24 protein-coding genes are annotated in these 24,839 nt (G+C 52.3%); 8 read left to right on the forward strand and 16 right to left on the reverse strand.

The features are described 5' to 3' along the window. Window positions 1-144: 144 nt before the first annotated feature. Complete coding sequence (gmhB, locus tag AC07UY_RS08480; RefSeq protein ID WP_203358848.1) at window positions 145-711, reverse strand: D-glycero-beta-D-manno-heptose 1,7-bisphosphate 7-phosphatase; 567 nt, start codon at window positions 709-711, stop codon at window positions 145-147. A 187-nt stretch (window positions 712-898) separates the two neighbouring features. Between gmhB and metN the strand changes: the two genes are divergently transcribed. From metN to proS, 6 genes are all read left to right on the forward strand, one after another. Continuing rightward, complete coding sequence (gene metN / locus AC07UY_RS08485; RefSeq protein ID WP_203358849.1) at window positions 899-1,930, forward strand: methionine ABC transporter ATP-binding protein MetN; 1,032 nt, start codon at window positions 899-901, stop codon at window positions 1,928-1,930. Then, the gene (locus tag AC07UY_RS08490; RefSeq protein ID WP_192611166.1) at window positions 1,923-2,576 is read left to right on the forward strand and encodes a methionine ABC transporter permease MetI; all 654 of its coding nucleotides are present in this window, start codon (window positions 1,923-1,925) and stop codon (window positions 2,574-2,576) included. The genes metN and AC07UY_RS08490 overlap by 8 nt, the downstream gene beginning before the upstream one ends. Before the next feature lie 39 nt (window positions 2,577-2,615). Further along, window positions 2,616-3,431, forward strand: coding sequence for a methionine ABC transporter substrate-binding lipoprotein MetQ (gene metQ / locus AC07UY_RS08495; RefSeq protein ID WP_192611165.1), 816 nt, complete (start codon window positions 2,616-2,618; stop codon window positions 3,429-3,431). A gap of 118 nt (window positions 3,432-3,549) precedes the next feature. Beyond that, on the forward strand, window positions 3,550-3,954 hold the full coding sequence (gene rcsF, locus AC07UY_RS08500) for an Rcs stress response system protein RcsF (protein WP_198906381.1): 405 nt from the start codon (window positions 3,550-3,552) through the stop codon (window positions 3,952-3,954). Next, window positions 3,951-4,658: a tRNA (N6-threonylcarbamoyladenosine(37)-N6)-methyltransferase TrmO gene (gene tsaA, locus AC07UY_RS08505; RefSeq protein ID WP_494660090.1), complete on the forward strand. Its 708-nt coding sequence runs from the start codon at window positions 3,951-3,953 to the stop codon at window positions 4,656-4,658. The genes rcsF and tsaA overlap by 4 nt, the downstream gene beginning before the upstream one ends. Window positions 4,659-4,891: 233 nt before the next feature. Next, on the forward strand, window positions 4,892-6,610 hold the full coding sequence (proS, locus tag AC07UY_RS08510) for a proline--tRNA ligase (RefSeq protein WP_494660089.1): 1,719 nt from the start codon (window positions 4,892-4,894) through the stop codon (window positions 6,608-6,610). A 61-nt stretch (window positions 6,611-6,671) separates the two neighbouring features. Here proS and nlpE read toward each other — a convergent pair whose 3' ends face one another. From nlpE to AC07UY_RS08525, 3 genes are read right to left on the reverse strand one after another with little or no spacing between them, the layout of a single operon-like run. Continuing rightward, complete coding sequence (nlpE, locus tag AC07UY_RS08515; protein WP_494660088.1) at window positions 6,672-7,376, reverse strand: envelope stress response activation lipoprotein NlpE; 705 nt, start codon at window positions 7,374-7,376, stop codon at window positions 6,672-6,674. 32 nt (window positions 7,377-7,408) lie between these two features. Then, the gene (arfB, locus tag AC07UY_RS08520; RefSeq protein WP_203358853.1) at window positions 7,409-7,831 is read right to left on the reverse strand and encodes an alternative ribosome rescue aminoacyl-tRNA hydrolase ArfB; all 423 of its coding nucleotides are present in this window, start codon (window positions 7,829-7,831) and stop codon (window positions 7,409-7,411) included. Further along, window positions 7,828-8,373: a YaeQ family protein gene (locus tag AC07UY_RS08525; protein WP_276292778.1), complete on the reverse strand. Its 546-nt coding sequence runs from the start codon at window positions 8,371-8,373 to the stop codon at window positions 7,828-7,830. The genes arfB and AC07UY_RS08525 overlap by 4 nt, the downstream gene beginning before the upstream one ends. 199 nt (window positions 8,374-8,572) lie before the next feature. Here AC07UY_RS08525 and AC07UY_RS08530 point away from each other — a divergent pair, with 199 nt between their 5' ends. Then, on the forward strand, window positions 8,573-8,773 hold the full coding sequence (locus AC07UY_RS08530) for a YaeP family protein (RefSeq protein ID WP_192611158.1): 201 nt from the start codon (window positions 8,573-8,575) through the stop codon (window positions 8,771-8,773). Next, window positions 8,760-9,020, forward strand: a complete 261-nt coding sequence (gene rof, locus AC07UY_RS08535) for a Rho-binding antiterminator (protein WP_162381175.1) — start codon at window positions 8,760-8,762, stop codon at window positions 9,018-9,020. The genes AC07UY_RS08530 and rof overlap by 14 nt, the downstream gene beginning before the upstream one ends. A gap of 91 nt (window positions 9,021-9,111) precedes the next feature. Here the strand turns inward: rof and tilS are convergent, their stop codons facing one another. The 12 genes from tilS to bamA form a co-directional block, all read right to left on the reverse strand. After that, on the reverse strand, window positions 9,112-10,410 hold the full coding sequence (tilS, locus tag AC07UY_RS08540; protein ID WP_494701108.1) for a tRNA lysidine(34) synthetase TilS: 1,299 nt from the start codon (window positions 10,408-10,410) through the stop codon (window positions 9,112-9,114). 61 nt (window positions 10,411-10,471) lie between these two features. Then, window positions 10,472-10,861 (reverse strand): VOC family protein, encoded by a 390-nt coding sequence (locus AC07UY_RS08545; protein WP_203358857.1) that lies wholly within the window; start codon window positions 10,859-10,861, stop codon window positions 10,472-10,474. 61 nt (window positions 10,862-10,922) lie between these two features. Continuing rightward, window positions 10,923-13,061 (reverse strand): lysine decarboxylase LdcC, encoded by a 2,139-nt coding sequence (gene ldcC / locus AC07UY_RS08550; RefSeq protein WP_494701107.1) that lies wholly within the window; start codon window positions 13,059-13,061, stop codon window positions 10,923-10,925. A gap of 98 nt (window positions 13,062-13,159) precedes the next feature. Then, the gene (accA, locus tag AC07UY_RS08555) at window positions 13,160-14,119 is read right to left on the reverse strand and encodes an acetyl-CoA carboxylase carboxyl transferase subunit alpha (protein ID WP_203358859.1); all 960 of its coding nucleotides are present in this window, start codon (window positions 14,117-14,119) and stop codon (window positions 13,160-13,162) included. A 12-nt stretch (window positions 14,120-14,131) separates the two neighbouring features. Next, entirely contained in the window at window positions 14,132-17,614 is a 3,483-nt protein-coding gene (gene dnaE, locus AC07UY_RS08560; RefSeq protein WP_494701106.1) for a DNA polymerase III subunit alpha, read from the reverse strand. Between the two features lie 36 nt (window positions 17,615-17,650). After that, window positions 17,651-18,247, reverse strand: coding sequence for a ribonuclease HII (gene rnhB / locus AC07UY_RS08565; protein ID WP_203358861.1), 597 nt, complete (start codon window positions 18,245-18,247; stop codon window positions 17,651-17,653). Then, on the reverse strand, window positions 18,244-19,392 hold the full coding sequence (lpxB, locus tag AC07UY_RS08570; protein WP_162381163.1) for a lipid-A-disaccharide synthase: 1,149 nt from the start codon (window positions 19,390-19,392) through the stop codon (window positions 18,244-18,246). Before lpxB ends, rnhB begins: the two co-directional genes overlap by 4 nt. Beyond that, window positions 19,392-20,180: an acyl-ACP--UDP-N-acetylglucosamine O-acyltransferase gene (gene lpxA / locus AC07UY_RS08575; protein WP_203358863.1), complete on the reverse strand. Its 789-nt coding sequence runs from the start codon at window positions 20,178-20,180 to the stop codon at window positions 19,392-19,394. Before lpxA ends, lpxB begins: the two co-directional genes overlap by 1 nt. Before the next feature lie 3 nt (window positions 20,181-20,183). After that, the gene (gene fabZ / locus AC07UY_RS08580) at window positions 20,184-20,639 is read right to left on the reverse strand and encodes a 3-hydroxyacyl-ACP dehydratase FabZ (protein ID WP_003018528.1); all 456 of its coding nucleotides are present in this window, start codon (window positions 20,637-20,639) and stop codon (window positions 20,184-20,186) included. A 105-nt stretch (window positions 20,640-20,744) separates the two neighbouring features. Next, window positions 20,745-21,770 (reverse strand): UDP-3-O-(3-hydroxymyristoyl)glucosamine N-acyltransferase, encoded by a 1,026-nt coding sequence (gene lpxD, locus AC07UY_RS08585; protein ID WP_203358864.1) that lies wholly within the window; start codon window positions 21,768-21,770, stop codon window positions 20,745-20,747. Between the two features lie 3 nt (window positions 21,771-21,773). Beyond that, window positions 21,774-22,259 carry a molecular chaperone Skp gene (skp, locus tag AC07UY_RS08590; protein ID WP_192611148.1) on the reverse strand — a complete coding sequence of 162 codons (486 nt, stop codon included), beginning with the start codon at window positions 22,257-22,259 and terminating at the stop codon, window positions 21,774-21,776. A 122-nt stretch (window positions 22,260-22,381) separates the two neighbouring features. Beyond that, entirely contained in the window at window positions 22,382-24,811 is a 2,430-nt protein-coding gene (gene bamA / locus AC07UY_RS08595; protein WP_203358865.1) for an outer membrane protein assembly factor BamA, read from the reverse strand. Between the last annotated feature and the right edge of the window lie 28 nt (window positions 24,812-24,839).

A 24,839-nucleotide genomic window follows, 5' to 3' on the forward strand; every position in this document is an offset into this window, starting at 1 on the left:
TTTTTCTCTTCAACCGAACCGGCTGTTTGTGTGAAGTGATTCACATCCGCCGTGTCGATGGAGGCGCATTATAGGGAGTTATTTCGGGCTGACAAGTCAAAAATAGAAAAAAAACGCCAACCGTTCACCTTTTCACCATAATGCCTATTTTTGCTGCTTTTTGATGGCCTGAGGCAGATCTGCAAGGCTATTTATCACCCAATCAGCTGCATTTTCCGCTTCAGGGGTGACAGGTTTACCTGTACGCACCAAAACTTTTGTTCCTACATTAGCTGCTGCCGCTGCCTGCATGTCTTCTACTTTATCGCCGACCATATAAGAAGCAGCCATATCGATGTGCAGGAAATCGCGAGCGGAGATAAACATACCGGGATGCGGTTTACGGCAATCGCAGACCTGACGGAACTCTTCCACACTCCCCTGCGGGTGATGCGGACAATAATAGATACCGTCCAGTTCAACATCCCGGTCGGCCAGAGACCAGTCCATCCATTCAGTCAACGTTTCAAACTGCGCTTCGGTAAACTTACCGCGTGCAATACCCGACTGGTTGGTGACAACCACAAGCGCATAACCCATCTTCTTAAGTTCACGCATTGCGTCGATAACGCCATCGATAAACTCAAACTCGTCTATTTCATGTACGTAGCCATGATCCACATTGATTGTGCCATCGCGGTCGAGAAAAATTGCAGGTACTGATTTTGCCACCGGTTTACTCCTGAATAAGGTATATGCCGCTAGTATCGCATGTTTCCGCAAGCAAGAAAGTGCTCATCGTCGAAAGCCGGATTGATTTAGACGTCTGGATGCCTTAACATCCATCTTGTTGACAGCGTCGACCGTATCAGGCAGACGAAAATGCCACGGCTAACTTAATTACGATAATAAATAATCAATGATTAAACTTTCGAATATCACCAAAGTGTTCCAACAGGGGACTCGCACCATTCAGGCTCTGAATAATGTCAGCCTGCATGTCCCTGCCGGGCAAATTTATGGCGTTATTGGCGCCTCCGGTGCCGGTAAAAGTACATTAATTCGCTGTGTAAACCTGCTTGAACGTCCAACCGAAGGCAGCGTGCAGGTTGGCGGTCAGGAACTGACTACGTTGTCAGAATCTGAGCTGACTAAATCCCGCCGCCAGATAGGCATGATTTTCCAGCATTTTAACCTGTTATCTTCACGTACCGTATTTGGTAACGTCGCTTTGCCGCTGGAACTGGACAACACGCCTAAAGACGAGATTAAACGTCGCGTGTCAGAGTTGTTAGATTTGGTTGGCCTCAGTGATAAACATGACAGCTACCCGGCCAATCTCTCCGGCGGTCAAAAGCAACGTGTCGCGATTGCCCGCGCACTGGCCAGCAATCCGAAAGTCTTGCTGTGCGATGAAGCCACCAGTGCACTGGATCCGGCAACAACGCGCTCCATTCTGGAGTTATTGAAAGACATTAACCGTCGTCTCGGTCTGACCATTCTTCTTATTACGCATGAAATGGACGTGGTTAAACGTATCTGTGACTGCGTAGCGGTGATCAGTGACGGCGAACTGATTGAACAGGACACGGTAAGCGAAGTGTTTTCACACCCGAAAACCCCGCTGGCACAGAAATTTATTCAGTCCACCCTGCATCTGGATATTCCGGAAGATTATCTGGAACGTTTAAAACCCGAGCCGCACGCAGACAGCGTCCCAATGCTGCGTATGGAATTTACCGGTCAATCGGTTGATGCCCCTCTGCTCTCAGAGACGGCGCGTCGCTTCAACGTGAATAACAACATTATTAGTGCGCAGATGGATTACGCAGGCGGTGTGAAGTTCGGCATCATGCTGACGGAAATGCACGGTACGCCAGAAGAAACGCAAGCCGCCATTGCCTGGCTGCAGCAACACCATGTAAAAGTAGAGGTACTGGGTTATGTCTGAGCCGATGATATGGTTGCTGGTGCGTGGCGTCTGGGAAACGCTGGCAATGACTTTTGTGTCCGGCTTTTTTGGTTTTGTCATTGGACTGCCAGTGGGCGTGCTGCTGTATGTCACACGTCCAGGGCAAATTATTGAGAACGCAAAGCTTTACCGTACGCTTTCTGCGTTGGTCAATATTTTCCGTTCTATCCCTTTCATTATCTTATTAGTGTGGATGATTCCATTCACGAGAATGATTGTTGGCACGTCAATCGGTCTACAGGCGGCCATCGTACCGCTGACGGTTGGCGCCGCGCCGTTCATCGCACGTATGGTAGAAAACGCCCTGCTGGAAATCCCTGCCGGGCTTATCGAAGCTTCCCGGGCGATGGGGGCCACACCGCTGCAGATCGTGCGTAAAGTGCTCCTGCCAGAAGCATTGCCTGGTCTGGTGAACGCAGCAACCATTACGCTCATTACGCTGGTCGGCTACTCAGCGATGGGCGGTGCCGTCGGCGCTGGCGGGTTGGGCCAAATTGGCTATCAGTATGGTTACATCGGATACAATGCGACCGTGATGAATACGGTGCTGGTATTACTCGTCGTTCTGGTTTATTTAATTCAGTTATCCGGCGATCGCATCGTTCGGGCAGTGACGCACAAGTAACATTAAACACAACACAAATAACTCATTAAGGAAATAAGCATGGCGTTCAAATTCAAAACCTTTGCGGCAGTTGGAGCCTTGATCGGTTCTCTGGCACTTGTGGGTTGCGGCCAGGATGAAAAAGATCCGAACCACATCAAAGTGGGTGTGATTGTTGGCGCGGAACAACAAGTTGCTGAAGTGGCCCAGAAAGTGGCAAAAGAAAAATACGGTCTGGATGTTGAGCTGGTCACGTTCAACGACTACGTTCTGCCAAACGAAGCGCTGAGCAAAGGCGATATCGATGCTAACGCGTTCCAGCACAAACCTTATCTGGATCAGCAGATCAAGGATCGTGGCTACAAACTGGTGGCAGTAGGCAACACGTTCGTTTACCCGATTGCAGGCTACTCCAAAAAAATCAAATCGCTGGATGAGCTGCAGGACGGTTCACAGGTCGCTATCCCAAATGACCCGACTAACCTTGGTCGTTCCCTGCTGCTGCTGCAAAAAGTGGGCTTGATCAAGCTGAAAGAGGGTGTTGGCCTGCTGCCGACGGCGCTGGACGTTACCGAAAACCCGAAAAACCTGAAACTGGTTGAGCTGGAAGCGCCACAGCTGCCGCGTTCTCTGGACGATGCACAGATTGCACTGGCAGTGATCAATACGACCTATGCAAGTCAGATTAACCTGACCCCAGCAAAAGACGGTATCTTTGTTGAAGACAAGGACTCCCCGTACGTTAACCTGGTCGTCACTCGTGAAGATAACAAAGATGCTGAAAACGTGAAGAAATTCGTTCAGGCTTACCAGTCTGACGAAGTCTACGAAGCAGCAAATAAAGTCTTCAATGGCGGCGCGGTTAAAGGCTGGTAATTTTTAGGCTGTTTGCACAATCTGTAATATTATTCAGGACGGGCGAAAGCCCGTCTTGTCATTTATGCAGGCAACTGATTCAATATCTGACGATTAGATCATTCATTGAGGAAATATTATGCGTGCTTTACCGATCTGTTTAGTAGCACTCATGCTGAGCGGCTGTTCTATGTTAAGCAGATCCCCTGTTGAACCCGTTCAAAGCACCGCAACCCCGCCTAAAGCGGAGCCGGAAAAACCAAAAGCACCGCGCGCGACACCGGTCAGAATTATTACCAATGCTGAAGATTTAGTGGGTAAACCGTTCCGCGATCTTGGCGAAGTCAGCGGAGAATCCTGCCAGGCATCAAATCAGGACTCCCCTCCGAGCATTCCAACCGCACGCAAACGCATGCAGATTAACGCATCTAAAATGAAAGCTAATGCGGTACTGCAGCACAGCTGCGAAGTCACCAGCGGTACGCCAGGTTGCTACCGTCAGGCGGTTTGTATTGGTTCGGCCCTGAACATTTCGTCTAAATGAGCCATTTTCAGTTCGAGCAAATAGGCGTTATCCGCTCTCCTTATAAAGAAAAGTTCGCTGTTCCGCGCCAGCCGGGTCTGGTGAAAAGCGCCAACGGCGAACTGCATTTGCTCGCACCCTATAACCAGGCCGATGCTGTTCGCGGCCTGGAAGCATTTAGTCATTTGTGGGTGATTTTTGTCTTTCACCAGACAATGGAAGGCGGATGGCGCCCCACAGTGCGGCCACCTCGCCTGGGCGGCAACGCCAGAATGGGCGTTTTCGCCACGCGCTCCACTTTTCGTCCGAATCCCATCGGGATGTCGCTGGTCGAGCTAAAAGGAATTCATTGCCAGAAAGACAACGTCATCCTGAGATTAGGCAGTCTGGACCTGGTAGACGGGACGCCGGTCATCGACATCAAGCCCTACCTGCCGTTTGCTGAGGCGCTGCCGGATGCCACAGCCAGCTATGCGCAACATGCGCCCATAGCCGAAATGAAGGTCAGCTTTACTGCCGAGATTGAGCAGCAACTTCTGTCACACGAAAAGCGTTATCCGCAATTAAAAGCGTTTATTCGTGAAGTGCTGGCGCAGGATCCGCGCCCTGCCTATCGTAAGGGTGAAGAGACAGGTAAAACCTACGCCGTGTGGCTACACGATTTCAACGTGCGCTGGCGCGTCACTGAAGAGGGTTTTGAAGTCTTTGCACTGGAACCACGGTAATTTCGCGGCCTTCTCTTTTGACATCCCTTTCTCGCTGGTAAACTAGCCCCTAAATAATTCGAGTTGCAGGAAGTTAGCGACGCAGTGAATCCCCTGGAGCGTACACCAGTACGTGACTGGGGTGAACGAGGAAAGCCAACGCACATGCAACTTGAAGTATGACGGGTAAATCACTTTTTTTGTGTCAGGCTCGCGTTGAGCCTGTTCGATCGTTCAACTGGAACCGTAACAACATGCGTACTAGCCAATACCTGCTCTCCACTCTGAAGGAGACACCTGCCGACGCCGAGGTTATCAGCCACCAGCTGATGCTGCGCGCCGGGATGATCCGCAAGCTGGCCTCCGGGTTATACACCTGGCTGCCGACCGGCGTGCGCGTCCTGAAAAAAGTCGAAAATATCGTGCGTGAAGAGATGAACAACGCCGGTGCCATCGAGGTGTTAATGCCAGTGGTTCAGCCATCTGAACTGTGGCAAGAGAGTGGTCGTTGGGAACAGTATGGCCCGGAACTGCTGCGTATTGCAGACCGTGGCGATCGTCCGTTCGTACTCGGCCCGACTCACGAAGAAGTGATCACCGACCTGATTCGTAACGAACTGAGTTCTTACAAACAGCTGCCGCTGAACTTCTACCAGATCCAGACCAAATTCCGTGACGAAGTTCGCCCACGTTTCGGTGTGATGCGTTCCCGTGAATTCCTGATGAAAGATGCTTACTCTTTCCATACGTCTCAGGAATCCCTGCAGGAAACCTACGACGCCATGTACGCGGCTTACAGCAAAATCTTCAGCCGTATGGGCCTGGATTTCCGTGCTGTGCAGGCTGATACCGGTTCTATCGGCGGTAGCGCATCCCATGAATTCCAGGTGCTGGCGCAGAGCGGCGAAGATGATGTGATCTTCTCTGACTCTTCTGACTACGCAGCAAACATCGAGTTCGCTGAAGCCGTCGCGCCGAAAGAGCCACGCGCTGCTGCGACTCAGGAGATGACGCTGGTTGATACGCCGAACGCGAAAACCATCGCCGAACTGGTTGAACAGTTCAATCTGCCGATCGAAAAAACCGTGAAAACCCTGCTGGTAAAAGCAGTGGAAGGAAGCGCTTACCCACTGGTTGCGCTGCTGGTTCGTGGCGACCACGAGCTGAACGAAGTAAAAGCAGAAAAACTTCCGCAGGTTGCCAGCCCGCTGACCTTCGCGACCGAAGAAGAAATTCGCGCCGTGGTGAAAGCAGGTCCGGGTTCTCTCGGTCCGGTGAACATGCCGATTCCGATGGTTATTGACCGTACCGTGGCTGCGATGAGCGACTTCGGCGCGGGTGCGAACATCGACGGTAAACACTACTTCGGCATCAACTGGGATCGCGACGTTGCGACCCCGGAAGTCGCGGACATCCGTAACGTTGTCGCTGGCGATCCAAGCCCGGACGGTAAAGGCACGCTGCTGATTAAACGCGGTATCGAAGTCGGTCACATCTTCCAGTTGGGTACTAAGTACTCTGAAGCAATGAAAGCGGCCGTACAGGGCGAAGATGGCCGTAACCAGATCCTGACCATGGGTTGCTACGGTATCGGGGTCACTCGCGTTGTGGCGGCGGCGATTGAGCAGAATTACGACGATCGCGGCATCGTATGGCCTGACGCCATCGCCCCGTTCCAGGTTGCGATTCTGCCGATGAACATGCACAAATCCTACCGTGTGCAGGAGCTGGCCGAGAAGCTGTACGCAGAGCTGCGTGCGCAGGGTATCGAAGTGCTGATGGACGATCGTAAAGAGCGTCCGGGCGTGATGTTTGCCGACATGGAGCTGATTGGTATTCCGCACACCATCGTGCTGGGCGACCGTAACCTCGACAACGACGATATCGAATATAAATATCGTCGTAACGGCGAGAAGCAGCTGATCAAAACCGGTGACATTCTTAACTATCTGGTGAAAGCCATTAAAGGTTAAGCCATAAAAAAACCCCGCAAGTGCGGGGTTTTTTCTATCGTTATTAGCAAGGGGTCACGCGTTATTTACTGCCGCAATCCTGACCAGGAATAAATTTTATCGCTTTATCCGCCATCAGTGTTTTTACCTTCTCACCCGTATCCGGATTGGCTTCCAGCGTAAAGTGACCTTCAACCGTCAGCAGAACGGGTTTGCCCGTTTCCCCACGCGCCGACAAATAGTCTCGTTCCAGTTGGGCATTATTCGCTACCGGCATCCGTTTCCCGGTTGCACAATCGGTAAAGGTCGCCGCGTCTGCCATATAGAAATACATGCCGCGCATTGGCATTGGCGTTACCGGCAGACTGGCAGACACAGACTCAAGCGTGTAGTTGAACTGCGACTCAATCGGATTACCTTCACGATCGAGCATCTCCAGGGCATCGCCTTTCGCGCGATAGTAAGACTTCTCGCCTTTACTGTCCGTCAGCACCAGCTTATCAGCGGTACGTGCCCATGTGCCGTATGAAGCAAATGATGAAGGCTCTTTGCGCACGCCCTGATAGCGTTCGTTCATCACCCATGTTCCGTCTTTTTCAAGAAACAGAGACGTTTCAATACCTTCGCAATCCGCGCAGGGCAATACACCGCGCCAGCTTTGCTGCATTGGTTTTAATTCTGCTGCCTGTGCGGGCTGTAACGCCTCCACGTCGTGACGATTATTACACCCCATTAATGAAAAGAGTGTACAGGCTGCCACGACGGACAAAATCGCTGTTTTCACCATGAATTCCTTATAAAAATTTTCAATCTCGCTCGTCAATCCTGAGAATGGCGAACTTTACCGCGTAGCGCTTTCACTGAAGACTTTTGCGCCTTCGACGACAACCGACGCTCCTTTGCAGCGCGCCCAGGTCGCGTCGCCAGGCGGCTTTTCTGTACTGCGGTTAATTCTTTTATGACCGCCACTAACCGGGCAATTGCAGCTTCCCGGTTTAGCTCCTGGCTGCGGTATTCCTGCGCCTTGATAATAATGACACCCTCCTGACTAATCAGATGGTGACTGGCGCTTAACAGGCGTTCCTTATAATACTCTGGCAGCCCGGAGGCCCGAATGTCAAAACGCAAATGGATAGCCGTCGACGTCTTATTAACGTGCTGCCCACCCGCTCCCTGAGCACGAATCGCCGTGATCTCCAGCTCATTGTCGGGAATAGAGACGTTTCGGGAGATAACGATCATGAAGCCTGTTGCCACGCAGTCAGATGAATTTCCAGATTATTCTGAGCATCCGACAGCCAGATAGCACCATCTTGTATGGTCGCCTGCAATGTCATGGTACGACCGGCAAAATCGCTCAGTTGCGCTAGCTGTTCATCATCCAGATACCACACGGACAAGTTAGAGAACTGCGCGCACTTACTCTGGTTTTGTTGCCACCAGATTTGTGCAGCGCGGCTATTGTAGGTAAACAGCGCGACCTCTGCGGCCTGAGTACAGGCTTTCTTGACACGGCGCTCATCGGGGAGTCCAAGCTCAATCCACAGATCAACACCGAGGTGATCGTTACGCAGCCACGCTTCAGGCTCATCTTCCGCACTCAGGCCGCGCGTAAACTGTAGCCGTTCGTCGGCATATTTAATCCACGCCAACAAGCGCAGCATCATGCGCTCCTGCGTTTCAGAGGGGTGACGCGCCAGCGTTAATGTCGCATCAAGGAACTGGTTGCGATCCAGGTCCGCCACATTGACAACAGCTTTATAAATTGTCGCTTTAAGCGCCATGAGAGAGCTCCTTTCGAATCAGGCGCACATTGTAACGAAATCGGCGCCAAAAGGCTGTTAACGGATGCCTTATGTCTCCTCTATCAAGACGCTGATATTGCTTGAATGAGTATGGTATAGTCACCTTGCTAAACAGAGTTTATCTTCGTAGGCTTAGACTTGCATCCACGGTTAAGTCAGAATGCTGACAGGAGGGCATGTGGAAAAATATTGTGAGTTAATACGCAAGCGGTACGCGGAAATCGCCAGCGGAGACTTAGGGTATATCCCGGATGCGCTGGGTTGCGTATTGAAAGTGCTTAATGAAGTGGCGGAAGACAGCGCCATTTCAGAGTCGGTCAGGGAAAAGGCGGCCTATGCTGCCGCGAACTTACTGGTGAGCGATTATGTCCATGAATGAAACATATCAACCCATCAATTGCGATGACTACGACAATCTCGAGCTCGCCTGCCAGCATCATTTAATACTGACGCTGACGCTGAAAGATGGCGAGGTTATGCAGGCAAAAGCCAACGATCTGGTCTCTCGTAAAAACGTGGAATACCTGATTGCAGATGTCTCAGGCGAAACGCGTGAGCTACGTCTCGACAAAATTTCCAGTTTCAGCCATCCACAAATTGGAACCGTGGTGGTCAGCGAATCCTGAATATGTGTTGCCGGATGACGGTGCAAGCACCTTATCTGGCCTACTCTCCATGCGATATGTAGGCCTGATAAGCGCAGCGTCATCAGGCATTTCAGATGCGCTTATCCCACACCAATTTCACACCCGATTCCCCCTCTGCAAGCCCTTCACGCGTCACAAATACTCCAGCAGCCGCAATCAGCGTTTCGCCGTAAAACAGCATCGGCGTTGTATCCCGTCGCCAAGAGGGAACGCCCAGCTCCTGCCAGATTTTCTTCAATTTGCGTCCACCATTGCGCCCCACAATGTGCAGTAATCCAGATGCTTTAAAACGGATACTGACAGGCTCGTCGGCACGTGGCATTCGCAGGTCACCACCGGTCACCAGGTGTACCGTTCCAAGGCCCGCAGGCAACATCAGCGGCGTTTGCCACGACAACCAGCTCAGCACCGTATCGCTTTGCCCTGCAACGGATTTAACCCACCATAGTTGTGACTGGTAACGACGGATTTCATACTCGCCAAAACGCAAGCACGGGGACGCATCCTCGCGCGCCAGCGCCGCTTCCTGCCAGATTCGTTCCAGCCCGTCACGCGAGGGCATCGGCGCATTCTGCGCCGCCAGCCAACGACGTAATATTGCAGCACGACGGGCATCGCTCATCACCATGAGCGGTTCCAGCTGTAGCGAGCCTTGCGGTGTGGTGCAGTCAGCGACCTCGTTAGCTAGCAACTCATCCAGCAGGTTCTCCTGCTCAGCGCACAATGCCGCGCTACGGGCTGTCGCCCCGGCAAAGTGCGGCCAGCGTTGTTGCAGGAGCGGAATGATGCGCAGCCGTAAAAAATTACGATCGTAGGCATCATCCTGATTGCTCTCATCTTCAATCCAGCGTAACTCATGCGCTCTTGCCCACTGTTCAAGCGCGCTACGCGTTTCCATCAGCAGCGGGCGAATAAGAGACGAACCGGCAAACGGCGAACGCTCCCCCATCGACGACAGACCCGCCGGACCGCTGCCGCGCTTAAGCGCCAGCAGAAAGGTTTCGCACTGGTCGTCGAGGTGTTGGGCGGTGACCAGCACTTCACCTGGCTGCAAAGTTCGGGCAAAAGCGTCATACCGCGCGCGGCGAGCCTGCGCCTCAATCCCCAGCCCCTTATCCTCAAGCTGGACGCGTTCGACCACCAGCGGTACCTGCCATTGCTGACAAACCGCTTCACAGTGCGCCACCCAGCTGTCTGCATGGGGACTGAGTCCATGATGAACATGAATCGCGCGCAGAGTGAGGCCTGGGCTCTGTTGCCGCCACTGCACCAGTTGATGCAGAAGCACAGTGGAATCCAGACCACCGCTAAAAGCCACCAGAATCTGGCGGCAGGTCAGGAGTGAAGTGTTCAGGGTGAGTATCGTCATGATGCTTACTTACTGTGGCGTTGCCCGGCACGTTACCGGGCAGAAGCCGTAATGACAAGTCCTACTGCTCGTACAACTCAAGCGGCAACCCGTCAGGATCATTAAAAAAGGTGAAACGTTTGTGGGTAAACGGATCAATACGCACTGGCTCGCATTTCACGCCGTTTTCTTCCAGATGCGCAATAGCCTTTTCCACATCATCCACGCTAAAGGCAAGATGACGCAAGCCACAGGCTTCTGGTCGACTGGGGCGCGCTGGCGGGAAGGGAAACGAAAACAGCTCAATGACATACTGCCCGTTTAACGCCAGGTCACCTTTCCAGGAGTCACGCTCCTCTCTGTACGCTTCGCTCATCAGCGTAAATCCCAGCACATCGCAATAAAATGCCTTACTGGCGGTGTAGTTTGTCGCGATGATCGCAATATGGTGAACCTGTTTTAATCCCAGCATAGCGTCTCCTTTAGGCATGTTATCAGCACGTTACCCGTCAAACACCGGCGAAAGCAAGCGGTTAGACCGTTTTTAGGACTCTCACACGGTATACCCCATCGTCATCCTGCTTCGCACCATGAATGTCCGTTTCAAACCCGGGATAGTGATGACCGATAGAACACAGCATTAACAGAAAATCGAGCACTGCACGACTCTCTTCAGTGATCATTTCCCCCGGCATCAGCAGCGGTACTCCCGGTGGATAAGGCAACACCATATTGGCCGAAATACGCCCCACCAGTTGATCAATCGCGATGGTTTCGACTTCACCTTTGATTTGCCGCTGCCAGGCTTCGTGAGGTGTCATTTTCATTTCAGGCAATGTATCGAACGCCCGCTGCATCAGGCCAGAAAGATCGTGCTGACGAATCAGGGTATGGATCCCCTGAGCCAGATCCTGAATCCGCATATTTCGATAAAAATCGGGATCTTCCGCGTACAGATCCGGCAGCATATTTTTAACGCGAAGATTAAGGTCGTAGGAGCGTTTGAACTCCGTCAGACCGCGCAGCAATCCCATCGCCCGCGTTTTATCAATACCGATACTAAACAGGAACAACAGGTTGTACGGTCCTGTTTTCTCAACAACCACACCGCGTTCATCAAGGAATTTCGCCACCAGCGCCGCCGGTATCCCTTCCTCGCTCATCGTACCCTGCTCATCCATCCCCGGCGTCAGGATCGTGACTTTGACCGGGTCGAGAAACATGTGATCGCTATCGGCATCGGAAAATCCATGCCACGCATCCCCTGGCGCGACGGGCCAGCACTGCGCGTCATCGACATCTTCTGGCTGCCAGATATCAAAGAACCAGCTATCCGACTCTTCCCGTAGTCGCTGCACCTCTTTGCGGAAATGGAGCGCGCGTTCTACCGAACGGTTGATTAACCGCTTACCCGGATTTCCACGCAGCATTGCCGCCGCCGTCTCGATGGATGCCACAATGGGATAGCTGGGTGACGTAGAGGTGTGCATCATAAATGCTTCGTTAAAAGTGTCCTCATCGTACTCACCTTTAATATGGATGAGGGATGCCTGGGATAAGGCCGCTAGCATCTTGTGCGTAGATTGCGTTTCGAAAATCACTTTCCCTGGCACCCGCTCACCGCTCATTCCGCTTTTCCCCTGATAGATCGGATGAAAATGGGTGTACGGTACCCAGGCAGAGTCAAAATGAATCGAAGGCACCTCCAGCGTTTGCTTGATCCAGTTAGTGTTATAGAGCAAGCCGTCGTAGGTCGAGTTGGTAATGACCGCATGTACCGGCCACTGCGCCCGTGCCGTTTCTGCCACTTTGCGTTCAATGTTCGCATGGGAAAATTCGCGTCGGGGGATCCCGCCGAGAATACCGAGCGCATTTCGCGTGGGTTTCAACCATATGGGAACCACATCGCTCATCATCAGCAAGTGGGCGAGGGATTTATGACAGTTGCGATCGATAAGCAGCGTACTGCCTGCCGGAGCCGCATACATCCCGACAATTTTATTCGATGTCGAGGTTCCGTTTGTCACCATGTAGCTCTGTTCTGCGCCAAATGTGCGGGCAATGTATTCTTCGGCTTCCAGATGCGGCCCCGTATGGTCCAGCAAAGATCCTAACTCGGTAACAGAGATAGAGACGTCGGCTTTCAGCGTATTACCGCCGAAAAAATCATAGAACAGGCAACCTACAGGACTCTTTTGGTATGCGGTCCCCGCCATATGGCCTGGCGTACAAAAGGTATACTTCCCCTCTTTCACATAGGTAAACAACGCCCGGGTAAACGGCGGTGTGATGTTTTCCAGGTATTCGTTAGTGTACTGGCGAATGCGCGTTGCGATATCGTCGGACTGACCCAGCGCGTACTCAAAAAACCACAGCGCCATCCGCATATCCTGCGCACTCACATCCATGGTCGAGTGCGTATTAATAAACGCGTAAAGGGGAAGATATTCGTTCAGTTGATTTATATCGCTACACAGTTCGAGGCTGTACTCATCCCAGTCAAAAATCACGCCGCAGATCCGCGGGTTGTGTTCGATAAACTTGAGCAGGTCAACGCTATTTTGTGGCCAGATTATCTGGAATCCCTGTGATTGCAGGGAGTGTTCAAGTTCCTTGATGGGCTCGTCTTTATAAAAAACCCCGTGCGGTCCCATTATGGCAATGATATTCATGCGTTCCTCCTGGAAAATCCTTAGCTAATCATAGCCTGGTCAAACCGCAGGTAAAAAAAAGGGCCACAAAAAGTGGCCCTTTTCAGAAAAGTAGAGAGTTACGCGTAGCCGTAGCTCATCAGGCGCTGATAACGACGGTTTTTCAAATCGTCTTTGCTTAACACATCAAGATCGGCCAAATCAGACAACAATTGCGCTTTCAAAGAAGCCGCCATGGTTTCCGGGTTGCGATGCGCGCCGCCCAGCGGTTCTGGAATGATCGAATCAATCAGCTTCAGCTCTTTCAGACGCGGAGCGATGATGCCCATGGCTTCTGCGGCCAGCGGCGCTTTGTCTGCGCTCTTCCAGAGGATAGAGGCACAACCTTCCGGAGAGATAACGGAATAAGTGCTGTACTGCAGCATGTTAACCTTGTCACCCACGCCAATCGCCAGTGCGCCGCCGGAACCACCTTCACCGATAACGGTGCAGATAACCGGGACGCTCAGACGTGACATTTCACGCAGGTTGCGTGCAATGGCTTCGGACTGACCGCGCTCTTCCGCACCGACGCCTGGATAGGCGCCCGGGGTGTCGATAAAGGTAATGATCGGCATGTTGAAACGCTCGGCCATTTCCATCAGACGCAGCGCTTTACGATAGCCTTCTGGCGCTGGCATACCGAAGTTACGACGGATTTTTTCTTTAGTCTCACGGCCTTTCTGGTGACCAATGATCATCACCGGACGACCTTCCAGACGTGCGATACCGCCGACGATAGCTTTATCATCTGCATAAGCGCGATCGCCCGCCAGTTCGTCAAATTCATCAAACGCCAGGCGGACATAATCCAGGGTATATGGACGTTGTGGATGGCGTGCCAGTTGGGCCACCTGCCATGCACCAAGATCGGCGAAGATTTTGCGCGTCAGTTCTACGCTTTTTTCGCGCAGACGATGGACTTCTTCATCGATGTTAATATCCAGTTTCTCATCCTGACGGCTCACCGCAGTCAGAGAATCGATTTTAGCTTCCAGCTCTGCAATCGGCTGTTCAAAATCAAGGAAATTCAGACTCATAGTATTCCTGTATTAGTCAAACTCCAGTTCCACCTGCTCCGAACCAATGAGGCCACGGAGATCGTTAAGTAAACGATCGCTCGGAGAGACACGCCACGATGCGCCAAAGCGCAACCGCGCACGTGCATCCGCCCTCTGATAGTAGAGATGTACTGGAATTGTCCCCGAGCGGTGGGGTTCCAGAGACTGACGGAGTCGGTTTAAAAGCTGGTCATCAATTTGCCTGTCCGTCAGCGAGATAGCAAGCCCGCGAGCATATTTTTCCCGGGCTTCGTCAATATCCATCACTTCGCGGGCGGTCATTTTAAGCCCCCCGCTGAAGTCATCAAAGCTGACCTGTCCGCTGACGATAAGTATGCGGTCTTTTTCCAGCAATTGCTGGTATTTATCCAGGGCATCGGTAAACAACATGACTTCCAGACGCCCGGAACGGTCATCCAGGGTACAGATGCCGATACGATTGCCGCGCTTGGTGACCATAACCCTTGCGGCAATGACGAGCCCCGCAGCCGTGGTGATTTTACCACGTTCTGTCGGATGCATGTCTTTCAGCCTGTAGCCTCCGACATAGCGCTCAATTTCTTTTAAATACTGGTTGATGGGGTGTCCCGTCAGGTACAAACCTAACGTTTCTCGCTCCCCATCTAACACCACCTGCTCAGGCCATGGCTGGCAGCTGGCGTAGGATTGCTCAACTTGTTCCGGTTCTTCCGCCAGAACGCCAAACATATCCGCCTGGCCGATGGCTTCTGCTTTTGCGTGCTGATCGGCGGCTTTCAGGGCATCGCCCAACGCGTTCATCAGTGCGGCGCGATGCGGCCCAAGGCGGTCAAACGCCCCGGACATGATCAGTTTTTCCAGCACCCGGCGGTTAAGCTTTTTGGTGTCCGTACGCGCACACAGATCAAACAGCTCCCGGAAATAGCCGCCTTCGTTACGCGCTTCAATAATAGCTTCAATTGGACCTTCGCCCACGCCTTTAATCGCGCCGATGCCGTAAACAATCTCACCGTCATCATTAACGTGGAAATGATACAGTCCGGAGTTGATATCCGGCGGCAGGATCTTCAGCCCCATGCGCCAGCACTCATCCACCAGGCCAACCACCTTCTCGGTGTTGTCCATATCGGCGGTCATTACTGCGGCCATAAACTCCGCCGGATAGTGCGCTTTCAACCACAGCGTTTGGTACGATACCAGTGCATAAGCAGCGGAGTGAGATTTGTTAAACCCGTAACCGGCGAATTTCTCCACCAGGTCAAAGATTTTCATCGCCAGTTCGCCGTCGACGCCGCGTTTTTTCGCACCTTCTTCAAAGGTACCGCGCTGCTTGGCCATCTCTTCCGGCTTTTTCTTACCCATCGCACGACGCAGCATATCCGCGCCGCCGAGCGTATAGCCGGAGAGTTCCTGCGCAATCTGCATCACCTGTTCCTGGTACAGGATGATGCCGTAGGTTGGCTCCAGAACCGGTTTCAGACACTCATGCTGCCATTGAACATCCGGATAGGAAATTTCTTCGCGACCGTGCTTACGGTCGATAAAGTTATCGACCATCCCCGATTGCAACGGACCAGGACGGAACAGCGCCACCAGTGCGATCATATCTTCGAAGCAGTCAGGCTGCAGACGTTTGATCAGGTCTTTCATGCCGCGGGATTCAAGCTGGAAGACCGCAGTGGTCTCCGAACGCTGCAGCATGTCGAAGCTTTTCTTGTCGTCTAACGGAATCGCGGCGATATCCAGCGGCGGTTCGCCGTTTTTCTCACGGCGGGCGTTGATCATCTCCAGCGCCCAGTTGATGATAGTGAGCGTACGCAGACCCAGGAAGTCGAACTTCACCAGCCCGGCATATTCCACGTCGTTTTTATCAAACTGGGTGACCGGATGCAGCCCCTGTTCATCACAGTACAGCGGCGCAAAATCGGTAATTTTGGTTGGCGCGATCACCACACCACCGGCGTGTTTACCGGCGTTACGAGTGACGCCTTCCAGCTTACGCGCCATATCAATTAGCGCTTTAACCTCTTCATCTGCCTCGTAAATTTCCGGCAGCTTTGGTTCTGCTTCAAACGCTTTTGCCAGCGTCATGCCCGGATCGGGAGGCACCAGCTTAGAAATGCGGTCAACAAAGCCGTACGGGTGCCCCAGCACGCGGCCGACGTCACGGATAACCGCTTTTGCCGCCATCGTACCGAAAGTAATGATCTGCGATACCGCATCGCGACCATACATTTCCGCCACATGCTCGATCACCAGATCGCGTTTCTCCATACAGAAGTCAACGTCGAAGTCAGGCATGGAGACACGTTCCGGGTTAAGGAAACGTTCGAACAGCAGGTCAAATTCCAGCGGATCAAGGTCGGTAATTTTGAGTGCATAGGCCACCAATGAACCCGCACCGGAACCACGTCCCGGCCCTACCGGCACGCCGTTATCTTTCGACCACTGGATAAACTCCATAACGATCAGGAAGTAACCCGGGAAACCCATTTGGTTAATAACCTGAAGTTCAATATCCAGACGTTCGTCATAGGGTGGGCGCTTCTCTATACGCTCTGCTTCGTCCGGGAACAAAAACGCCAGACGCTCTTCCAGCCCCTCTTTCGATTTTTTGACCAGGTAATCTTCGGTGGTCATGTCTCCGGTCGGGAACTGCGGCAGGAAGTATTCGCCCAGACGTACCGTGACGTTACACCGCTTGGTTATCTCAACGGTATTTTCCAGCGCTTCCGGAATGTCGGCAAAAAGCTCGCACATCTCCTCTTCGCTGCGCATATACTGCTGCGGCGAATAGTTACGCGGACGCTTTGGATCGTCAAGGGTAAAGCCATCGTGGATGGCGACGCGAATTTCATGTGCATCAAAATCGCCCGTTTCGAGAAAACGGACGTCGTTGGTGGCCACGACCGGCAAGCCGCGCGTTTCAGCCAGCGCTACCGCCGCATGCAGGTACGTCTCTTCATCCGGTCTGCCGGTGCGAATCAGCTCAAGGAAGTAACGATCGGGAAAATGTTCTTCGTAAAACGCGACACACTCGTCAGCCAGCACGCTGTTACCGCGCAGCAGACAACGCCCCACATCGCCCATCCGCCCGCCGGAGAGCAGGATCAATCCCTCTTTTAATTCGACCAGCCAGTCACGATCGATAATCGGCCCGGCTGCGCCATAACCGCGCTGATACGCTTTAGAGATCAATAACGTCAGATTCTGATAACCGGTATTGTTCGCCGCCAGTACCGTCAGTTGGGTGAGCTCATCGCCCAACTGCTCGCTCTGAACGTGAAAATCAGCGCCGACGATAGGTTTTATCCCCGCGCCGTGGCCCGCTCCGTAGAACTTCACCAGACCGCAAAGGTTAGTGAAATCGGTGATCGCCAGCGCAGGCATGCCCAACGCGGCCGCCTTTTTCACCAGCGGTCCGGTTTTCGCCAGCCCATCGATCATAGAGTAGTCACTGTGCACCCGCAGGTGGACGAAACGTGGTTCAGACATCTTTAGATTCCGGTTTACTTATTCTCGACGCAAGAATCAGGACGCAAGTCCCAGTGCACGTTTGACAGGAGCAAAGCTGCGTCGGTGATGCTCCGTCGCACCATGTTCAGCAAGCGCCTCCAGATGAAAAGCAGTTGGATAACCTTTGTGTTGCGCAAAGCCATATTGGGGAAATACGGCATCCAGCGCGGTCATCTCAGCATCTCGCGTAACTTTTGCCAGAATGGATGCGGCACTTATTTCCGCCACCCGGCTATCGCCTTTCACCACGGCCATAGAAGGCACCGGCAGCGCCGGGCAGCGATTACCGTCTATCAGCACGTATTCCGGCACAATATGCAGGCCCGCAACAGCTCGCTGCATCGCCAGCATGGTCGCGTGCAAAATATTCAGCTCATCGATCTCATGCGGCTCCGCACGTCCCAGGCTCCAGCTTAACGCTTTTTCTTTAATTTCGTCATACAGCGCCAGGCGACGCTTTTCTGAAAGCTTTTTTGAGTCGTTGAGCCCTACAATTGGGCGAGCCGGATCAAGAATGACGGCGGCGGTAACGACCGCGCCGACCAGAGGTCCGCGCCCAACTTCATCCACACCGGCCACTAAATGGGTATGCGGATAAACAAATTCAATCATCGTGCTAACTCCAGAACTGCATCCGCCGCCTGCTCATCGGCATTGCAACGGATCTGCTGATGCAGTGCGCGGAATGTGTCGTGCATTGCGTGGCTGGTTTTACCGTTTGCCAACAGGGGCAATAATGCTTCCGCCAACGCATGCGGTTCACACTCTTCCTGCAACAGCTCTTTGACTAACTCTCTTCCTGCCAGCAGGTTAGGCAACGAAACATAGTCGGTTTTTACCAGTCGTTTCGCTAACCAGAACGTGAAGGGCTTCATGCGATAGCCCACCACCATCGGACATTTCGCCAGCATACACTCCAGCGCCGCCGTCCCCGAAGCCAGCAGGGCAGCATCGCTCGCCACCATGGCTTCACGTCCCATTCCATCAAGCAAATGGACAGAGAGCTCAGGCGCCACTTCAGCTTTGATTCGCTCGAACTGCTCGCGGCGTTTGGCATTGACCAACGGCACCACGACTTCAAGATCGGGATAGTGTTGTCGCAACAGCTGCGCGGTTTTCAGGAAGTCAGCGCTAAGCATTTCGACTTCTGCGCCACGGCTACCAGGTAACAATGCGAGGCAATGGGCATCATGAGGGATCCCCAGTACATCGCGCGCCGCATTTTTATCCGGGTCCAGCGGCATGGCATCCGCCATCGTGTGACCAATAAAGCGGCACGGTACATTAAATTTGTCGTAAAACGCTTTTTCGAAAGGCAGAAACGCCAGCACCATATGGGTGGATCTGCCTATTTTGAAAACGCGTTTCTGTCGCCACGCCCAGACGGACGGACTGACGTAATGAATGGTTTTAATACCCTGCTTTTTGAGGTTGCCCTCAAGGGTGATGTTAAAATCCGGGGCATCAATACCCACAAAGACATCTGGCTGCAGTTCGGTAAAACGCTTCGTGAGATCGGCTCGAATGTGCAGCAAACGGCGCAGGCGTCCGAGCACTTCAACAATGCCCATCACCGCCAGCTCTTCCATTTCGTACCAGGCTTCGCAGCCTTCGGCCTGCATCAGTGGGCCAGCAACACCGACAAAACGGGCGTTGGGCACACGTAATTTGAGAGCACGGATTAGACCTGCACCAAGAATATCGCCGGAGGTTTCTCCGGCGACCAGGGCAATCGTTAAAGGGCGCTGTTCAGCCATTAACGAATCAGACCGCGTGTTGAGCGGGCAAAGAAATCACTGAATAGCTGAACTTCCGGGTACTGCTTCGCCAGTTCGGCGATTTCCGGTTTGGCTTCTTCCAGCGTTTTGCCGCTACGGTACAACGCTTTATAGGCGTTGCGGATCGCAGTAATCGCTTCGCGGGTGAAACCGCGGCGCTTCAGCCCTTCGATGTTGACGCCAAACGGCGTCGCGTGGTTGCCCTGAGCAATAACATACGGCGGAACGTCCTGAGCAACGCCAGAACAACCGCCAACCATTACGTGGGCACCGATAATGCAGAACTGGTGCACAGCGGTCATGCCGCCGATGATAACAAAATCATCAAGCGAAACATGGCCCGCAAGGGTGGCGTTATTGGCCAGAATACAGCGGTTACCGATCGTACAATCATGTGCCACGTGGGCATTGATCATCAGTAAGTTATCGCTGCCCACCTTCGTCAACCCACCGCCCTGCACTGTGCCACGATGAATGGTGACGCTTTCGCGAATGCGGTTACGATCGCCAATTTCCACACGGGTCGGTTCACCCGCATATTTCAGATCCTGGTTAACTTCACCGATAGAGGCGAACTGATAAATCTCATTATCGCGACCAATTTTAGTATGGCCATTCACGACAACGTGAGACTTCAGTACGGTACCCTCACCAATTTCTACATGGGGTCCAACAATACAAAAAGGACCAATGTGAGCGTTAGCGCCAATAGAAGCGCCCTCTTCCACAATGGCGGTAGGATGAATAAAGGCGGATTTATCAATCACGTATCAGGCCTCCCGGCTACGGGCACACATCATAGTTGCTTCGCAAACGACTTTACCGTCAACCAGAGCAACCCCTTTAAAGCGAGTCAGGCCACGGCGTGTTTTCTCGAAAGTGACTTCCATGATCATCTGATCGCCTGGCACGACAGGACGCTTAAAGCGTGCTTCGTCAATACCCGCGAAGTAATACAGTTCACCTGGCTCCAGTTTTCCTACGCTTTTAAATGCGAGGATACCTGTTGCCTGAGCCATCGCTTCCAGAATCAGCACACCCGGGAAAATCGGTTTGCCAGGGAAATGGCCCTGGAAAAATGGCTCGTTAACGGAGACATTCTTCACTGCGCGCAGAAAACGACCTTCTTCAAAATCCAGCACACGATCAACCAGCAAAAACGGAAAACGGTGCGGCAGAAGTTCTAAAATCTCTTCAATATGCAGAGTATGAGTGTTAGTAGTCAAAATACTCTTCCTGTCTAAATATACTAAAAGGCAATAATAACACGGCCTGCCGCAATCGAAAGAATGCTGACAGGCCGGAAAGTTTGGCACGCAAAAGGTGAAGCGTTAGTCTTGCTGATTAACCTTGCGCTCAATCGCTTTGAGACGCTTGCTCATATCATCAATGTTCATCACCAGCGCAGCGGTTTTACGCCATACTTTATTAGGTTGCAACGGAATGCCTGAGGAATAGACGCCAGGTTCAGTGATGGGACGCATCACCATACCCATGCCAGTCACCGTGACTTTGTCGCATATTTCCATATGCCCGTTGATCACACTGGCGCCGCCAATCATGCAGTAACGGCCAATCTTCAGGCTGCCCGCCATAATGACGCCACCGGCAACCGCCGTATTGTCGCCAATCACGACGTTATGTGCAATCTGACACTGATTATCAATGATCACACCATTACCGATAATGGTATCGTCCAGCGCACCACGATCGATAGTTGTACAAGCGCCGATCTCCACGCGATCGCCGATAATAACGCGACCAAGTTGCGGGATCTTAACCCAATTACCACGATCGTTGGCATAGCCAAAACCGTCTGCACCCACAACCGTGCTGGATTGGATCAGACAATTTTCACCAATATGAATGTCGTGGTAAATCGTCACATTTGCCCACAAGCGTGAACCTGCGCCGATTTTTGTATTCTTTCCAACGAAGCAACCCGGACCGATAACCACGTTATCGCCGAGCGTTACGCCAGATTCGATCACCGCATTTGCACCTACGGAGACATTGCTACCCAGCGTCGCCGTTGCATCAATCACTGCACTGGGTGCAATGTTTTGCGCGGGCTGCGGCGTGGTATCTAAAATTTGTGCCATTCGCGCATACGTCAGGTAGGGATTCTTCACTACCAGGGCGGCACTCTTAGCAAAAGGAAGATCATCCTGCGTCATCACGACGGCAGAAGCCTGACATAAGGCCAGATGTTCACGGTACTTAGGATTTACCATGAACGTGATATTACCTGTTTGCGCAGATTGCATGGACGCAACGCCGGTGATGACGATATCGCCATCACCGTGTAATTCTGCATCCAACTGCTCTGCTAAATCAGCCAGTCGAATTGAAGGCATTACTTATTTAACCTGTTTCAGTACGTCAGCGGTGATATCTTTCACTTCGCTGCTGTTGTAAGCAACGGTGTTAGCATCAACGACCAGATCGATATCCTGGCTGTTAGCGACGGATTTCACAGCAGTCTGGATACGAGTAACCAGTTTGCCACGTTCTTCGTTGGAACGGCGCGCACGATCCTGCTCAAAAGACTGTGCTTTCTGAGCAAAAGTCTGGCGTTGAGCCATTACTTCTTTTTCCAGCTTAGTACGATCGCTACCTGCTTTCATAGACTGCAGACGTTGCATTTTAGATTGCAGATCGGATTCCATACGCTGCAGTTCGCTGGCACGGCCTTTGAACTCATTTTCCAGCGTGCTGGAAACACCCGTCTTCTGCGCAACCTGCTGGAACAGACTACCCATGTTGACGATTGCAATTTTGTCAGCAGCCTGTGCGGACGTAACCATCGCTAAACCGAGACCTGCAGCTAATAACCACTTTTTCACAATAAACTCCTTACCATCCCATTTGCACCCGAAGGTACAGCTCTTTGCGTGGCCAGGCGACCCTTAATGGGATCGCCAAAAGTCATCGCTACACAACACTTACATTCCTTTGCGAAGAACAGTTACCAGGTTTTACCAATGTTAAACTGGAACTGCTCTTTTTTGTCTCCATCGTAATCCTTAAACGGCTGGGCATAGGAGAAGACCAACGGCCCCAATGGGGACATCCATTGTAATGCGATACCTGCAGACATACGGATATTGCTTGGATCGCTGTAGTCCGGATAACCGGCATACTTGCTGGAATCCCAGTTAGTATCCCACACGGTACCCATATCCCAGAAGAACGAGGTACGGACCGAGTTGGCGTATTTTTCGCTAATGAACGGCGTTGGGGTAATGAATTCCAGGCTGGCGACAGCCATCGCGTTACCGCCCACTGCATCATCAGATTCGCACGGCGCTGTGTTAGTGCTTGCGCACTCGTTTTCGAAATCATCGTCACCGTCATGACGACTGTTCGCAGGTAAATACAGTGCCTTCGGACCAATGGTATTGGACTGGAAACCACGCACGGTGCTTGAACCACCCGCATAGAAGTTCTCATAGAACGGCATTTCTTTGCCGCCTAAGCCATCACCATAGCCCCAACGGGTACGACCCAGAACCACCCATTTGTGATCATCATCAATCGGCACATAGGTCGCCGTATCCAATGTCGCTTTGTAGTATTCGTTGTCAGAGCCCGGAATGGTCACTTTACCGTTCAGGTTGATACGCGTCCCTTCCGTCGGGAAGTACCCGCGGTCAAGTTTGTTGTACGTCCAACCATAGTTGAAGGTGAAGTCATCTGCAGCGAAACTGTTATTATCATTCGTCGGGTCTGGATTTTCTCCCATCGAATCAAGATAACGCCACATCGCTACCTGCGGCTGCATGTTAGACAGTTTGTTATGCACATAACCTAAACCGGCACGCAGCGTGTTGTATTCGTTGATTGGGAAGCCCAGCGTGACGTCCGTACCATAACTTTTGTTGGTATAGTCGGACAGGTCAGCATCATCAGCTTCAAAGTCGTTATAGAAGACACGACCACCGAGGCTAACACCATCAACGGTAAAGTACGGGTTCGTTATAGACAACTCAGTATAGGTTTGATAGTCGTTTTTGGTACCGTTGATCCCAACGGAATAACCCGTACCCAACCAGTTGTCCTGCTGAACGCCCGCCTGGAAGCTGACGCCGCTTTCCGTACCGTAACCAATACCGAAGTTGAAGCTACCGGTGTTACGTTCTTTGACCTTGTACACCACATCAACCTGATCCGGGACGCCTGGAACACGCTGTGTATCGGTGTCGACGGTTTCAAAGTAACCCAGACGGTTCAGACGTTCTTTACCCTGATCGACCAGATCGCTGCCTAACCATGCCCCTTCCATCTGACGCATTTCACGGCGCAAAACGGAATCTTTGGAGGTATCGTTACCTTCGAAACGGATCTTACGCACATAGAAACGGTTACCCGCATCCACGTTCACACGTAATTTTACGGTTTTGTCAGCATCGTTGATTTCAGGCTGCGACTGTACACGCGGATATGCATAACCATAGCGACCCAGAAGCTTCTTGATATCATCTTCCATTTTGGTCACTTTGGTGCCGTTATAGAGTTCACCTGGCTCTATCTTCGTCAGGCTCTCAATTTCAGCTGAATGACCCGCCAGGTTACCGCTCACCTCAACACCCGAAAGCTTGTACTGCTCGCCTTCGGTGATGTTAACAGTGATGTAGATCCCTTTCTTGTCCGGTGTCAGACTTACCTGCGTAGAGTCGATATTGAAACGCGCGTAACCGCGATCCAGATAGTAGCTGCGCAAAGTTTCGAGGTCGCCCGCCAGTTTCTGTTTCTGGTACTTACGGTCGCCCACGACGTTCCACCACGGTACTTCATCCCGCAGTTGGAAGTGAGAAATGAGTTCGTCAGTGCTGAAGGCATGGTTACCGACGATATTGATCTGTTGGATCTTCGCCGATACGCCTTCCTGGAACACCAGTTTGAGGTCAACACGGTTACGCGGCAACGGTGTGACAACCGCTTTCACGCTGGCGCTGTATTTACCGACGCTATAGTAGAAGTCTTCCAGTCCTTTTTCGATATCAGCCAGAGTGGTGCGATCCAGAGATTCGCCAACACGCACGCCAGACGCCTCGAGGTTTTGCTTAAGCATTTCTTCTTTTACCGATTTGTTACCGGAGAAAGTAATGCTGGCAATTGTCGGACGTTCTTTTACCTGAACCAGAAGGGTATCACCGTCACGCAGGACACGGACATCCTCAAAGTTACCAGTGGCAAACAGAGCGCGGATGGTATTACTGATATCTTCATCATTAACCGTGTCGCCTGTGCGCACCGGCATACTGAGGAGGGCCGCACCAACAGCGACTCGCTGCAGGCCTTCGAAATGAATGTCCTTCACTACGAACCCTTCAGCACCGTATACGGTGGCGCTGCTAAACAGCAGCGACGCTATGAGCAACTTTTTCATCGCCATCGTTATTATGCGTTCTTCCTAACACTCT

The organism is Citrobacter sp. GW821-FHT02E08, from assembly GCF_059421685.1.